The sequence below is a fragment of the Lactobacillus sp. LL6 genome (assembly GCF_007570935.1).
Taxonomy (GTDB): Bacteria; Bacillota; Bacilli; order Lactobacillales; family Lactobacillaceae; genus Lactobacillus.
In genome coordinates this window covers 95,958-111,208 of the sequence record NZ_VLLR01000002.1, presented here as the reverse complement: position 1 = coordinate 111,208, position 15,251 = coordinate 95,958, and the positions used below count along the sequence as shown (strand labels likewise).

Annotated in this window: 14 protein-coding genes and 1 pseudogene; 6 read left to right on the top strand and 9 right to left on the bottom strand. The window is 30.9% G+C overall.

The features are described from left to right. Nucleotides 1-44: 44 nt before the first annotated feature. From FOD82_RS09870 to rhaB, 6 genes and pseudogenes are all read right to left on the bottom strand, one after another. A complete protein-coding gene (locus FOD82_RS09870) occupies nucleotides 45-722 on the bottom strand; it encodes a bifunctional 2-keto-4-hydroxyglutarate aldolase/2-keto-3-deoxy-6-phosphogluconate aldolase (protein ID WP_197734833.1) in 678 nt (225 codons plus the stop codon). A gap of 21 nt (nucleotides 723-743) precedes the next feature. Further along, nucleotides 744-1,682 (bottom strand): annotated as a pseudogene (locus tag FOD82_RS09865) (sugar kinase); the annotation flags it as partial. A gap of 308 nt (nucleotides 1,683-1,990) precedes the next feature. Continuing rightward, nucleotides 1,991-2,812 carry a rhamnulose-1-phosphate aldolase gene (gene rhaD / locus FOD82_RS09005; protein ID WP_144356139.1) on the bottom strand — a complete coding sequence of 274 codons (822 nt, stop codon included), beginning with the start codon at nucleotides 2,810-2,812 and terminating at the stop codon, nucleotides 1,991-1,993. Between the two features lie 22 nt (nucleotides 2,813-2,834). Beyond that, a complete protein-coding gene (locus FOD82_RS09000) occupies nucleotides 2,835-4,103 on the bottom strand; it encodes an L-rhamnose isomerase (RefSeq protein WP_144356138.1) in 1,269 nt (422 codons plus the stop codon). 12 nt (nucleotides 4,104-4,115) lie between these two features. Further along, nucleotides 4,116-4,442 carry an L-rhamnose mutarotase gene (rhaM, locus tag FOD82_RS08995; RefSeq protein ID WP_144356137.1) on the bottom strand — a complete coding sequence of 109 codons (327 nt, stop codon included), beginning with the start codon at nucleotides 4,440-4,442 and terminating at the stop codon, nucleotides 4,116-4,118. After that, on the bottom strand, nucleotides 4,443-5,864 hold the full coding sequence (gene rhaB, locus FOD82_RS08990) for a rhamnulokinase (protein ID WP_242450235.1): 1,422 nt from the start codon (nucleotides 5,862-5,864) through the stop codon (nucleotides 4,443-4,445). 203 nt (nucleotides 5,865-6,067) lie between these two features. Here rhaB and FOD82_RS08985 point away from each other — a divergent pair, with 203 nt between their 5' ends. Both FOD82_RS08985 and FOD82_RS08980 read left to right on the top strand, forming a co-directional pair. Continuing rightward, entirely contained in the window at nucleotides 6,068-7,072 is a 1,005-nt protein-coding gene (locus FOD82_RS08985) for a helix-turn-helix domain-containing protein (protein ID WP_144356135.1), read from the top strand. A gap of 87 nt (nucleotides 7,073-7,159) precedes the next feature. Beyond that, nucleotides 7,160-7,456 carry a hypothetical protein gene (locus tag FOD82_RS08980; protein WP_144356134.1) on the top strand — a complete coding sequence of 99 codons (297 nt, stop codon included), beginning with the start codon at nucleotides 7,160-7,162 and terminating at the stop codon, nucleotides 7,454-7,456. Between the two features lie 66 nt (nucleotides 7,457-7,522). On the opposite strand, the gene FOD82_RS08975 is transcribed toward FOD82_RS08980, so the two are convergent. The 3 genes from FOD82_RS08975 to FOD82_RS08965 are packed head-to-tail and all read right to left on the bottom strand — an operon-like array spanning nucleotide 7,523 to nucleotide 10,929. Continuing rightward, nucleotides 7,523-8,362 (bottom strand): sugar phosphate isomerase/epimerase family protein, encoded by an 840-nt coding sequence (locus FOD82_RS08975; protein WP_144356133.1) that lies wholly within the window; start codon nucleotides 8,360-8,362, stop codon nucleotides 7,523-7,525. Nucleotides 8,363-8,422: 60 nt separating this feature from the next. Then, entirely contained in the window at nucleotides 8,423-9,553 is a 1,131-nt protein-coding gene (locus FOD82_RS08970) for a glycoside hydrolase family 88 protein (RefSeq protein WP_144356285.1), read from the bottom strand. A gap of 29 nt (nucleotides 9,554-9,582) precedes the next feature. Further along, entirely contained in the window at nucleotides 9,583-10,929 is a 1,347-nt protein-coding gene (locus tag FOD82_RS08965) for an MFS transporter (RefSeq protein WP_144356284.1), read from the bottom strand. A gap of 542 nt (nucleotides 10,930-11,471) precedes the next feature. On the opposite strand from FOD82_RS08965, the gene FOD82_RS08960 reads away from it, so the two are divergent. The 4 genes from FOD82_RS08960 to FOD82_RS08945 all read left to right on the top strand — a co-directional run bounded on the left by FOD82_RS08960 (nucleotide 11,472) and on the right by FOD82_RS08945 (nucleotide 14,843). Beyond that, the gene (locus FOD82_RS08960) at nucleotides 11,472-12,140 is read left to right on the top strand and encodes a rhamnogalacturonan acetylesterase (RefSeq protein WP_144356132.1); all 669 of its coding nucleotides are present in this window, start codon (nucleotides 11,472-11,474) and stop codon (nucleotides 12,138-12,140) included. A gap of 99 nt (nucleotides 12,141-12,239) precedes the next feature. Next, the gene (gene kduI, locus FOD82_RS08955) at nucleotides 12,240-13,085 is read left to right on the top strand and encodes a 5-dehydro-4-deoxy-D-glucuronate isomerase (protein ID WP_144356131.1); all 846 of its coding nucleotides are present in this window, start codon (nucleotides 12,240-12,242) and stop codon (nucleotides 13,083-13,085) included. Nucleotides 13,086-13,112: 27 nt separating this feature from the next. Continuing rightward, complete coding sequence (gene kduD, locus FOD82_RS08950) at nucleotides 13,113-13,940, top strand: 2-dehydro-3-deoxy-D-gluconate 5-dehydrogenase KduD (protein WP_144356130.1); 828 nt, start codon at nucleotides 13,113-13,115, stop codon at nucleotides 13,938-13,940. Between the two features lie 150 nt (nucleotides 13,941-14,090). Then, nucleotides 14,091-14,843: an IclR family transcriptional regulator gene (locus FOD82_RS08945; RefSeq protein ID WP_144356129.1), complete on the top strand. Its 753-nt coding sequence runs from the start codon at nucleotides 14,091-14,093 to the stop codon at nucleotides 14,841-14,843. The last annotated feature ends 408 nt before the right edge of the window (nucleotides 14,844-15,251 follow it).

The window sequence follows — 15,251 nt, the reverse complement described above, 5'->3', positions numbered from 1 at the left end:
ATACTTTTTATAAAATTTTTATTAATAAATCTAAAAATTAAACATTATATACTAATTGGCAAAGCTTGGTTTTTCTGTTTTACATTATTTAATTCATCTTTAAATGCTCGCGCATTTGCAGTAACTCCTTCAAAATCATCTGATTTAGCTGGCTCTACCAAACTTCCTCCAATTCCTACCACATATGCACCTGCATTAAACCATTCATTCATATTATCAATGGAAACACCACCACTCGGCATAACGTTCACATATGGAAATGGTCCATGGATTTCCTTAATCATTTCTTTACCTGCAATAGAGCCTGGGAAAATTTTTACAATATCTGATCCATAGCTTAGAGCTTTTTGTATTTCAGTTGGACTAAAGCAACCTGGAATATATGGAACTCCATATAAATTGCATTCCTTAGCAGTTTCTTCATTAAAGGAAGGACTTACAATAAACTTAGCTCCAGCTATAATTGCTAATCTAGCTGTTTCAGCTTCTAACACCGTTCCAGCCCCAATTACTATATTAGGATTATTTGAATATTCATCGGATAACTTCTTGATGGTTATATTTGCACTTGGAGAAGTAAAGGCTAGCTCAATTGCTGTAATTCCTCCCTTAATACACGCTTGAGCTGTTTTATATGCGTTTTCTTCACTATTGCCTCTTATTACACCAACTATCCCAGCATCATGCACTTTTTCTAATGAAGTAAATTTTGGTAAATTCATTTTCTTTATTCTCTCACTTTCATAAAATTTTTTTAATTGATTTCTGGTAGGATAACCATCATTATCACCATGCGTTTGCACTTGCATAGCACCAATAGCATTTCCTCTCCTAGCAGCTTCTAAGTAACCTTTATTCTCCATTAACGCAGTAATTACTCCAACTGCAAACCCATCTCCGGCCCCAACAGTGTCAACTACTTTCTTCACTTTAAATCCTGGAATAAATTTTCCATGCTCATCAAGTTTCGTCTTTACATAAGAACCTTTGGAACCCACTTTTACAAATACAGCTTTAGTTTGACTACTCTTTAAATAAAAATCGGCAATCTTTTCTGGGTCACTTGTACCAGTTAAAAATTCTCCCTCTTTTTGACCAGGCAATATAATATCTGCATACTTTGCTAAATTGTTTATTACATTTTTCATCTCATTCAAATCTGTCCATAAGTGTGGACGTAAATTAGGATCAAAAGTTAAGAGAACTTTATTTTTATTACATTTTTTTGCAAATTCGAAACAACTTTTTCTGGCTTCTTCAGATATTCCAGGCATGATTCCCGTTAAATGTGCATATTTCACATGATTCAAATTGATTTTTTCAATAATCCTTGAAGAAATATGTGAAGCAGCTGAGTCTTTGCGAAAGTTATAAACATTTGGGTCACCCTGTGAAACCAATTGTTTCATCTGGTAACCAGTTAAATATTTATCAGTTTCTTTTAAATATTTAGTATTAATATGTCTATCTTTTATTTGCTCTTGTATAAATTTCCCCTGAGGATCTTCTCCAACTTGACTGATATATTCCGCACTATGCCCCAACCTATTGACTCCAATAGCCACATTGAGTTCTGCACCGCCGATTACCTTACTAAAATTAGTTGCATTAGTAACAGAAACATTCAATTGAGTTGAACAAAATACAACAAGAGGTTCACCCATTGTAATAAATTCATTCATAATTCCACTTCCTGTTTCTCTATAAGAAATATAGTTTATCTTTTACACTTATATTTTAGTCTTATATTTATTATTTGCAACATATTATCTCTAAATAATAAATATTATTTACTATTAAGAAACAAAGCGATTAATAAATAATATAGTGATCCACGATGCTTTAGTATGAGCTTCATGGGTCACTATAAAATTTTTCACTCGCTCTTCTTTAATCTGTTATTTCACCTTAGAGGGTAGTTATTAAAGTTTTCATTTTTATGTGAGATGATAAACGAAAAACTTTTTCTACTAAATTGTCTATTTAATTTTTAATCCAAGAATCCTTCTCTTGGTGTAACATTAAAGTACTTAGCAATTTCTACTAATTGCTTATCAGTAATTTCGTCGATACGATTTCCTCCTTGAGCTTGAATTGCAGTAAAAATTGTTGCAGCTTTTTCTACAGTTTCAATTAAACCAAAACATTCATCTGGTGTATCACCTACCGCAAAAATCCCATGATGTGGCCACATAACTACTCTAAATTTATCCGCAATTTTTTTAGCAGTATGTTCCCCAATAATTGTCGTGCCTGGAGTTTCATAAGGAATAATTCCTAATCCTTCTGGTAAAACTGGCATACTTTCAGCTTGCATCTTCCAAATAGTTTTTGAGAAGTATTTTTCATCAAGTGGTTGAGTAAATGACATTGCAATTAAGTTTGTTAAGTGACAATGCATAACAACTCTTTGCTTTGGATCAAGCTTAAGTCTTGCAATATGTGCCATTAAATGTGTTGGAAACTCACTGGTAGGCTTTGCACCATCAGTATAGCCCCAAACAATTTCACCTTTTTTACCATCACTACTTATCCGAACTAACCCCAAATCTTCTTCAGTATTTTGAAATACATTCCTAAAGTAGCGTCCCGTTCCCGTGACCAAAAAGGATTGCCCTGCCACGGCACGAGCGTCAAAACCAAGGTCAAACGATCTTTTAACTTCTTTAACATCATCGTATTCACCTATTTCTTCCGGAGTAATACGAATACTCATATTACCTCCGTTACGCTCATCCCAGCCATTATCATAACTTTGACGAGTAATATTTTTCATATCTCTAATAAAAACCGAGTCAATAAATTTTGCCATTTTTCTTCATTGTCTCCTAAGATTAGTTTCTCTTTAATTGAACATTTGCTTCATATTCCTTAAGTTCTTTATACCAATCCATACCTACAGGAACATTATTACGTAAACAGAATTCATCCCAAACTGCTCCAAATGGGAATGACTTCAATTCTTCTGTTTCAGCTAAACGAAGAGTAAAGTCATAATGGTTTTCTGCATCCTTCAATTCATCAATTGGAGCAAGCAAGCCAAGAAGAAGTGCTTTTTGAACTGAACGAGTACCAATTACCCATGCACCCACACGGTTAATAGTAGCATCAAAGAAGTCAAGACCAATGGTAGTTCTATCAAGGAAATTATCTCGTACTAGTGCTCTCATCATTCTAATCAGCATATCGTTCATTGCTGGAACGTGATCACTATCCCAGTGAACTGGACGAGAAATGTGCAAGAACATCCCACGACCAAACTCAAGGAATGATGATAAATAATCTGCTGGGTCTACTGCTTCATGGAAGTGACCAATATCCATACACCAATACTTATCTCGAGTTAGGGCATAGTTATTATAGAAGAGATGAGAACCTGCAGTATAGCTTTCAATACCAGTACCAAATAATTTACCTTCATAGCTTTCCATAGTATTCTTAACTGGATATTCTTTCTTATTGATTTCATCAAGTGATTCAACTAATCTTTCACGCGGAGCTAAGCGACTAATTGGCTCATCTTTATAACCATCCATAATCCAGAAGTTATCTACTGATTGTGCACCTTGTTCTTCACCAAAGTAATTAGAAATTGCACGTGCATTCTTACCAACTTGAATCCAATAGTCACGAACACTCTTTTCAGGACTCGCTAATGTCCAATTTTCTTTAACTTTAGGACTTGAGAAAAAGGTTGGATTAAAGTCTAAGTAAATTCCTTGTTTTTTAGCCCAATCTACCCAATATTTAAAGTCTTCTGGACCAACTTCAGATACATCTTTCTTTTTGCCATCAGTTACAGCATAAATTTGGTGAAGTTGCAATCTTTGCTTACCTGGAATCATCTTAAAAGCTTCTCCCAAGTCACTTGTTAACTCATCAAGAGTTCTAGCACCACCTGGAAAGTTCCCAGAAACACCAATACCGCCTGAAAGAGCCTGATCTGGTGTTAAAAAGCCATGAATATCATCACCTTGCCAACAAGGAAGTGATACTCGAATATTTTGTAATTTCTTTAAAACCTCTTCCGTATCCACACCAACTTCTGCATAACGTTGTTTTGCTACTTGATATGCTGTCTCGACTTCTTTTTCACTAACCATAATTTTCTCCTTTTAATCCATGTGAAATACTTCATGCAAATCGTAAGTAACTGGGCTCTCATCTGGATTAACATCCATTAGCTTTGCCATGTAATGCCACCATTCTTTACAACCTTCAGTTTTTGCAATTGCCTTATATTTTTCAATATTGTCAACTTCAAGATAGGCAAACAGAGTACCTGTTTTTTTATCTAAATAGATTGAATAGTTATGTGCACCTGCTTCCTTCAATGCTTTTTTCATTTGAGGAAATTTAGTAGGTAAACTTCTATGACGTTTTTCATATTCGTCAAAATAGTTTGGATTGACATGCATCATTTGTCCTAATCTGACTGTCATTTAACTCACTTCCTTTTGATTTATACTGTGCAAGAAATCTAGATATTTATTGAGTACTCCATGATATTTACCAGTTTCTGGGGTATATTTCTTAATTTTAAATGAATTACTAATGATTCTTCTTGCCAAATAAACATTCAAAATATCAGCTTTAGTAATCATTTGAACTGTTAGATTACCAATCGCTGTAGCTTCGCCAGGACCTGCATAAACATCAATTCCAGAAACTGTAGCTGTTAATTGATTAAGAAGTGCTACATTGGATCCTCCACCTACAATATTTAAAGCATCAATTTTATAGCCTAGAATTTTATCCATCTTTTGAATTTCTCGCGCATAAAATAGTGCCAAATTCGAATAGATTGCCATACAAATTTCTCCTGGAGTTTCTGGAATTTTTTGATCAGTTTCTCTGCAATAAGTCTGAATTTCCCTAATCATGTTCTGAGGGTTCACGAAGCGTTCATCATTAATATTAATAAATTGTTGAAATGGTTTAACTTTTTCCGCCATTTCTGCCAACTCGCTAAAGGAATACTTATCATTTAATTCTCGTTTAACACATTGAACCATCCAAAGTCCCATGATGTTCTTAAGAAACCGGTAAGTACCATAAGCTCCCCATTCATTGGTATAATTTTCTTCAAATGCTTGAACACCATTTTCCGGAACATTAAGTTCAGTTCCTAAAAGTGACCAAGTTCCTGAGCTCAAATAGTCCCAATGATGACCCATACCAGGAGAGCCCACTACAGCCGAAGCTGTATCGTGAGTTGCTACTGTAATTATGTCAGTATCTGGTAAATCATAAGTTGGAAACTTGCTTCTATCTAATTTTCCTAGAGGACTACCTGCATCAACAAGCTTGGGAAATTGATCTTGTTTAACATTTACTTTTTCAAGCAAATGTTTATCAAACAATCCTTCTCTTAAACTAAGCATTTGAGTAGTTGAAGCATTTGTCACTTCTAAAACTGCTTTACCTGTTAAAACATATCCAATATAATCAGGAATCATCATAATTTTGTCTGTTTTAGCAAGTAAATCTTTATCTTCTTTAAATAATTGATATAAAGTATTAAAATTTAAAAACTGAATTCCTGTTTTTTTATAGATTTCTTCTTTTGATACTTCTGCAGTTAAATCTTTAATTGCAGTATCTGTTCTAGAATCACGATAACTGATAGGGTTTTCTAACTTTTTACCATCTTTTCCTACCAATACGTAATCAACAGCCCATGTATCAATTCCTAATGAAATTTTGTTATATCCAGCTTTTTTTATTTTTTGAAGTCCTATTAAGATTTCTTTGATGATATGATCAATATCCCACCGATCATGACCATCTTTATAAGAAAAGCCATTTTTGAATCTATGCATTTCTTTAAGTGTCATTTTGTTATCCTTTAGTTGGGATAACATCAATCGACCACTAGAAGCACCGATATCAACTGCTACATATATGTTTGTCAATTACATTCACCACACTTTCAAACCTTACACATTATTTATACCGTTATTTGACAGCGCTTACAATATCATATAAACTAATAACTAGTAACATTTGGGTAGATATATTAATAAATACTAGTAATATAAATAATATTTGATATAAGTAACATATAATGAATACTAATCTAACTAATAAATTTAAGAAATTAAATTCCATAGAAAAGAAACAGTTACAAACTAATAATTTTTTCCCTGATTACAAAAATAAATCAATATTTAATACTAATTCGCAATATAAAATTCCAATATTTACCGAAGACTTTTTCAAAAATAAAAAAATCTACATATCTAAACACAATAGATATGCAGATTATCCATCTCACACTCATACATTCCTTGAAATGAATTATATGCTGAATGGACATGCTATTGAGTATATTGGAGAGAACAAAATAGAATTAAATAAAGGCGATATATTAATCCTAGATGTTGGAACTACACATTCTATCAAGGCCTTAGGAACCAATGATATTCTTTTAAATATAATATTTAAAAATAATATTAATTTTTCAATTTCTAATATTCGTACATTAGGTCAAGATGCAAATATTATGTCAAAATTTTTATTAGCTAATAATCAATTCAGTAAATATTTGATTTATCGTTGTAATGATACTGAAGACCAAATTCAAATCATTCTGAACCAAATTATAAAAGAATACTATTTTCCAAAAGCATTTTCAAACAAACTAATGGATTATTATTTAAATGCTTTCCTTATTCTTTTATCACGAAATACCAATTTAAGTTCAAATGAAACTATTAAAAACAAAATTCCAAATATTGTCCTTTATATGTTAAAAGAAATATCTACTAATCCTGAAAATGTTTCACTCAACAATTTAGCAAAAGAGACAAATTATAACAGATCATATTTAGGCTCATTATTTAAAAAAGAAACTGGAAGAACCTTTTCTAAAGCCTTAACAGAACAAAGACTTCTTATAGCATATGACTTATTAACTGCAACTGATATGCCAATTTCAGATATTATTGCTTCCATTGGAATAAGCAATAAAACTTTCTTTTATAATAAGTTTAAAAAGAAATTTCACTTGTTACCCAATGATGTTCGAAAAAATTATAAGTATTATAGCTTCATATCACACAATAAATAAAATTTGTATTTTTAATAGCATTTTATCTGTAATGTAATTCGTATTGATGTTACAATCTTCATGTTTATATTCAGGAGGAATAAAAATATGAAAGATATTGAATCAAATGTGAATTCCACTAAAAGAATATTATATAAAAAAATATTATATAAATTTACAATGCTGTTTATAGCTATTTTATTCGTATGTCTTTCTGAACTTATTATGTTATTAGGAATTTCCAAAATTAGAAATTACTATTTATGGATTGGAGATAGCGGTTCAGCATTAGCATTAGGTGCTTGTATTTTGATTTTAGTTTTTATAAATACTTTAATAGTCGTTTTTTCTTTACAATATGTATTTAAAGATACTAAGATTAGTAAATTATTTCATACAATATAATTAACTTAAAATATAAAAAATAGTAGATTATTTTTGTACATAACATAATCTACTATTTTTGTACCTTTAATGAAAAATTTCTTCAAACTTTTCTATTGATTTATCAAAATTATTTTGTGGTGTCTCTTCTATAAAAACATAAGGTCGAGTTTTAAACTTTTTGATTTCGTCTGCAATTTTATTCATAGGAGCTAAACCGGTACCAAATGGAACAACAATTTTTTTACCATCTTTTTTAAAATCATAATCCTTAATATGAAATGCGTAAATTGCATCATTTAATTTTCTAATTCCATATTTTAAAATTTCTAATTCTGAATCATCCGGAGTTAATACCATATTCATAGGATCAAAAATTATTTTTAAATTTGGAGAATTTACTCTATCAATAAGTCTTTTAGTTATATCTACATTATAAATTGGATGATTTACACCTGGTTCAATACCTACCAATACCCCAAGTTTTTCAGCTGTATTTGTTAACTTTTTGATTTGTTTTACTGTAAGTTCAAAAACTTCTGAACTCCAATTTTCTTTATGTGGACTAAATATATTATCAATACTTCCAGTTTCGGTAGCAACAATAGGACACTCCATAGCTTTAGAATATGCTAAATAATTTTCAAAAAGTTTTATAGCACTATTTCTTTCTCTAATGTCGGGATGAATAATGTTCACATAACATCCTAATATCGCAATATTAATTTGTTTTTGACTTAATATTTCCTTGGAATGATGAGCTAAACCAAAACTCATACTATTACCATTACAACTTTTATTTTTTAAAGAATACTTAGGCGAAAATTGAATATTATATAGTCCTGCATTCCATAACTCATTTGCTAATTGTTCAATATCATCATAAATAGGAAAATCATGTGCTCTAATACCAATTTCACATTTCATTTAAAATTCCTCCTAAATAAAGGCGCTTTATAAATTAAAGCGCTTTTATTTTATATTAAATTAATAAAATTCTGATAGATATTCTGTTAATGCCATTGCTGCCATTGATTGACCATAAGGCATGTTAGAAGTTTTTATTTGCTTATAAAAATCTTGAGTTTCTCCCATTGGAGTACCTGCAGACGTATGTGCTAATCCACCCTCATCATCAATATTATCAAGTAATGCTTTTAATCCTTTCATCGCAACTTCACGATATTTTTTACCATTAATCAAATGCTTATGGAGCGCCATCAATATTCCATAAGTAAAGCCCGCAGTTGCAGAGCCTTCTAAATATGAAGTTGGATCATCAACTAATGTGTGCCACATACCACTTTCATCTTGATATTTAGCTAAAGCATCTATTTGATATTTCAAAGTGGTAATTAAATATTGACGAAACGCATCATCTTTAGGCAAATCAAGTAGAGTAAGTAACTCTGGAATAGCTATAGTAGCCCAGCAATTTCCTCTTCCCCAGAAAGCTCCACCAAAGTGATTCCTATCATTAAACGTCCAACCATGATAAAACAAACCAGTAACTGGATCTTGAAGATATTTTATATGAAGTAAAAATTGCTTTTTAGCTTCTTGAATATACTCTTCTTTATGCAAAATCTTTCCTAATTTTGCTAATGGCAATGCACTCATCATTAATGTATCTATCCACATTTCATTAGGATTTAAATCCCCATATGTAACATGTTGAAATGCACCTTGCTCAGTTCTTGGCAGAGTATTATATAACCAATCTGCCCAACTTTCTAAATGAGGTAAATATGATTTATCACCCGTCTCTTCATATAAATTAGCTAAAGTTAGCATTTGAACCATAGTATTAATATTTTTACCAACAGGTTCTTCCTTAAATCGCTGATCATACCAGTTTTTGATAGTATCAAGTGTCTCTGGTTTTCGAGTTAATTTATAATACTTCATTAAACCATATAGACCTACGCCAGATGTCCATTCCCAAAAACCAAAACTTTTATTGTCAATTACATCACCACTTGCTACTTTAATTGAAAATTCTCCAGTGGGATCCGATAAATTAATTTCATTATTTATTAAACACTCTATCTTTTTTTCAATAAATCTATTTTTTATAGGTTTACCGTCAACTTCTTTATAAAGTTTAACATTGATCATACCCATAATATTTTCCTCGTTTCTTATATTTACTTCTCATTTTGTTTATTAATTTTAGCTAATTTATCATCTACTTCATGAATCTTTTTCTTACTTAAAGGATATGCAAAAGTTAAAATACAAACAGCAATAAATAATAATGCAGCTGGAAGCAAATTAGCTAATCCATAAATTCTATTGATTACTGCCATAGATTGAGCAGCACCTCCAGCAACTGATGATTTATAACCAATCCAAGTAAGCATATAGCCTCCAATCCCTCCTGCAAGGGCCTGACCACATTTTCTAGCAAATGAATTAACAGCATAAATAGTCCCATCTTCACGGTAACCTGTTACATATTGGTGGTAATCAATTACATCCGTAATAAAAGCCCAAACCATTAAGTTAAAGAATGAATATCCAACTGTCGCTAAAAACATAAATATCAAATAAATCCATGGATTTGTAAAATGCATAAAATACATAAATAAATACATGACTACTGAAAATGATAGCGAAATTATCGAAATTTCTTTTTTACCCCAATGCTTAATCATCCATGTAGCAAATGGAGAAAGTAATAATACGGAACCATACGTGAACAACAAAGCTACAGACATTGCAGCGCTATTGTGAAAATAATCACTAAATAAATAAGTTGTTGTTGTTCCTGATAAAATTTGATTAATAACAATAAATAAATCTGTGAAAATTAATGCTAATAAAGCTTTGTTTTTACCTAGAGATTCTAATACTTTCCTTAATGGTACCTTTTCTGCTTTAGCAACTTGAACTCTTTCAGTTGGCATTGATACAGTAAAGTGATAACTAATCCAAGCCAATAAAACACAAACAATTGATGTTAGGAAGAATCTAGTTCCTGACACTACCTTTTGACCATTTGCTAATGTAGTATAAACGACCAATGGAATAACAAATCCTGTAGATGCACCACCTATTGCCGAACCAATGCTTCTAAACGTTGATAATTGAGCACGATCATCAGGATCTCCACTAATAGCGGAAGCTAAAGAACCATAAGGAATGTTTACGCAAGAAAGGAAAATTCCCCATGCTACATAAAATACAAAAATATAAATAATTCTCCACGTCATTGATAATTTATTCACAAATGGCATAAAAAGAAAAATTGTAGCAATTCCAAAGAACCACCGATACTTTCTAATCCAAGGAATAAATCTACCATACTTTGTCAATTTAGATGTATCAGTCAAACGGCCGATTGTAACGTCAGAAAAAGCATCAATAAATTTACCAATCAAAAACATTGTACCTACAACAGCACCTGCTAATCCAACTGAGTTAGTTAAGTAAATCATTAAGAAACTATTTACTAAACCTAAAATAAAACAATTTCCTAGGTCACCAGTCATATAACCAATATTATCGCGCCAACCAAATTTTCTAGCTTTAACCTTAACGGTTTTTAATCCAGCAGCAGCTTCAGCAGGCTGTTCATTAATACTTCCAGATTTAGAAGCTGCCTTTTGGTTTATAGTTCCATGTTTAATATCTGCTTCCATAATAAAACCTCTACTTTAACTTCTTTAACAACTTTCAACCTTCTTTTTGTTATTTTCACTCAAACACCTCCTGATGTTTGCTCTCACTTTATATTTCTAAATAAGAAATACTATTTCCTTCAGCCAATTGAACTATAATATTTATTTTCCATAAATGCAACCGCTTTCTTAAGGCGGATATTGTTTATTTATTAACTAAAATTATCTCATCCGTTCTTAGAGTAAGAATTATAGCATTTTATATTAACAATAATTTTTTTAACCGTTATTAAACTTTTTATTTAAGTTGAAAGATTATTTTTATCTTTTATTTGCAATTCTAAAATAAAAGATTTAAATTTTGTGTTGAATACAGAAAATTATATTTATTATTTAGAAACAAGGAGAGTAATATGACTACAATATTTATTGCTGGAGACTCGACAGCCGCTCATAAAGCAGATAATAAACGTCCAGAAACAGGTTGGGCAGAAAAATTACATAACTATCTTCCCTCACAAATAGTTGTTAACAACCTTGCATTTAATGGGGCAAGTACAAAAACTTTTATTAAAAAGGGATTGTTGAAAAGTATCGATAACAAAATTAAGAAACATGATTATCTTATAATTCAATTTGGTCATAACGATCAAAAAATCGAAGATTTAAATTGGGGAACCACTATTAGTGAATATCAAAATAATCTAAATAAATTTGTTAATGTTGCTAAAAAACATAAAGCTACTCCAATTATTCTTTCCTCAATTGTTCGCAGACGCTATAAAAATAATCACTTAATTAATAGTTTAGGAGATTATCCTAAAGCTGCAGAGAACTACGCAAAAAAGAATAATATATTTTATATCGATATAAATAAAATTACTTTTGAATATTTTGATAAACTAACTCCTGCAGAAAGTTTGAAGTTTTATTTAAATGTCAAATCTTCTCTTAACTATCCTACTGGTATTCATGATAATACCCATTTAAACGAATATGGTGCAATGACTATATCTGGATTAATTGCAAAAGAATTAAAGAAATTAAATATTCCTTTGGCACAAGAAATAAAAATAATTTAATTTTCAAATGAAAGGGGTTGCATTTATTTCTCAAAGAGTTATAGTTTATTTGAACCAAATAATAAATGATATTTCTTAAAACGAAACGGAGGAATAAAATTGACATTAAAACTGACTTACAACTATGCACATGGTCCAGAAGATATTAAGCACTGGGATACAGGTAAATTAAGAAAAGAATTCTTAGTAGAAAAGATTTTCACTCCTGGTGACATTAATCTTACTTATACTTACAACGACAGAATGATTTTTGGTGGAATTACTCCAACAGATAAATCACTTGAAATTACACTATCAAAAGAAATAGGTGTGGATTTCTTTCTACAAAGAAGAGAATTAGGAGTAATTAATATTGGTGGTTCAGGTAGCATCAATATCGACGGTAAAAGGGATCCAATGGTAAAACAAGATGGTTATTATATTGGCCAAGGTGCTAAACATGTAGTATTTTCTTCAGACGATAAGAAACACCCTGCTAAATTCTACATAGTTTCAACTCCAGCTCATACCCATTATCCTAATAAAAAGTTACCATTTAGAAATGCAATCGCAACTCCAATGGGTGACCAAGAACACATGAACAAGAGAACAATTTATAAATATATCCATGCCTCAACTGTTCAAACTTGTCAACTACAAATGGGCTATACTGTACTTGAGCCTGGTTCAGGTTGGAATACAATGCCTGCTCATACTCATGCAAGAAGAATGGAAACATATATGTACTTCGACTTTAGTGATCCAGATATGAAAGTCTTTCACATTATGGGTAGACCAGGTGAGACTCGTCACTTAGTGGTTAATAATGAACAAGCAATTCCCAACCCTAGTTGGTCCATTCACTGTGGTATTGGTACTAGCAGTTATTCATTCATTTGGGCAATGGCTGGTGAAAATTTAAATTATGATGATATGGATAATATTCCAATGGACGAACTAAGATAAATAATTATTTAACAGAAAAGAGAAAAAATAATGGTTGTACATGAATCAGAAGAAGAAATCAGACAACACGAAGAAGAATTAAAAAACAATTTTAGTATGGATAAGTTTAGCCTTAAAGGTAAAGTTGCTGTTATTACCGGAGGTAATACTGGCTTAGGTCAAGGTTATTCAATTGCAATGGCAAAAGCCGGAGCAGATATTTTTATTCCAACTTATGGTAAGAAAGAATGGGATAACACTCGCAAATTAATTGAAAGTGTAGGTCAAAAAGTAGAATTTATGGATTGCGACTTAACTGATCCATCTGTTCCAAAGAAAGTTATTGAAACTGCAATTGAAAAGATGGGACATATTGATATTTTAGTAAATAATGCAGGTATGATTAAACGTAATCCACTTCTTGAATCTAAAGATGAAGATTGGGTACGAGTAATTGACATTAACTTGACTGCTGTATATCGTATGTCACTTGAAGCTTGCAAGGTATTTGCAAAGCAAAAGTACGGCAAAATTATTAATATTGGTTCAATGCTTTCATATCAAGGTGGGAAGTTTATTCCATCTTACACTGCTTCAAAACATGGTGTAGCAGGACTTACTAAAGCATTTGCTTCAGAAATGGGTGCTTATAATGTAACTGTGAATGCAATTGCTCCCGGTTACATTAAAACTGAAAACACAGCTCCAATTCGTGCACAAAAAGATCGTAATGCTGAAATTTTAGGTAGAATTCCTATGGGGCACTGGGCAGAACCCTATGAATTAATGGGTCCAGCAGTATTCTTAGCAAGTGATGCATCAGCATATGTAAACGGCGCAATTTTACCAGTAGATGGTGGATACTTGGTTCGTTAATAGTTATAATTAATTTTTTATTAATGAGTATGCTGTAAATTAAGATTACTTATAAAAAGCAAAGTCTATCTAAAAATAGATTTTGCTTTTTTAATTTTTATTTCTATATTTAATCATTTATAATATTGCTATAGAAAGAGGCATAAAAATATGGAAAAACAATTATATGGAACCGTTCTATTGAAAGCAAAGAAAATATTAGATTATATTGCAGAATCTAATACTCCCCCTACTCTTAAAGAAATTAGTGATGGAATAAATATTCCTAAACCTACAGTTCTAAAAATCCTACAAACATTAGAGTATTGTGGTTTTGTTAGAGCTGCTGGACCAAATAAAGAGTATTATTTAGGAACCACATTCATTAAATATGGCGATCAAGCCGCCAACAGTTTTGATTTAAAGAAATTAGCAATGCCATTTCTAAATAAGCTACGAGATAGTACAACTGAAGCTGTAAATTTAGGTATTGTTGAAAATAGTAAAATTGTATTATTAGATCGTGCTCAAAGCTTAAATAATATTCGCTTAGATTTAAGTTTAGGTGGCACTATGCAGATGTACACATCTGCAATGGGAAAGGCGATATTATCTTATTATTCAGACAATAAACTTAATGAGTATATCGATCACACTGCATTAAAAGCACAAACTCCAAACACTCTTACTACACGTGAAGCTCTTATTGCTGATATTCAACAAGTAAAAAAACGTGGTTATGCAATTGATAATATTGAAAATCAAGATGGTATTTATTGTATTGGTTTTCCTCTTGTTAAGCATGATCATATTTTTGGAGCCTTTAGCATTAGTGCCCCAGTATTTAGAGTAGACGATAAAAAAATTACTCATTGGATTGCCCAAGGCAAGAAAATACAGCAATTAATTTTAAATCAAGTTTAGATATAAAAATATTGTATGATAGATATTGTAGATAAAATTTATATAATTGATTTTATCTATATCACTAAAATAAACAATATATGTTATATAAATTTGATTAACGTTTCAAAATTATTAACAATATCTAAGGAGCTTATGCTTTAACTCATTAGTTATTTCATTAAAAAATATAGAAAAATTCGTATTTATTCAGCATTAACAACATAAACGAATACTTCAAGTCTTAAAAGCAAAAAAATATCACTACTATAAATAATAGCAGTGATATTTTTTATATGGTATATTTTGCCGAAGCTTATTGTCTGATACTTAAATTTAGAGATTATAAAATATCACTACTATGACATATAATAGTGATACTTTTTATATTTATAATTTATATAATATAAAAAATGTTATTAATATTAA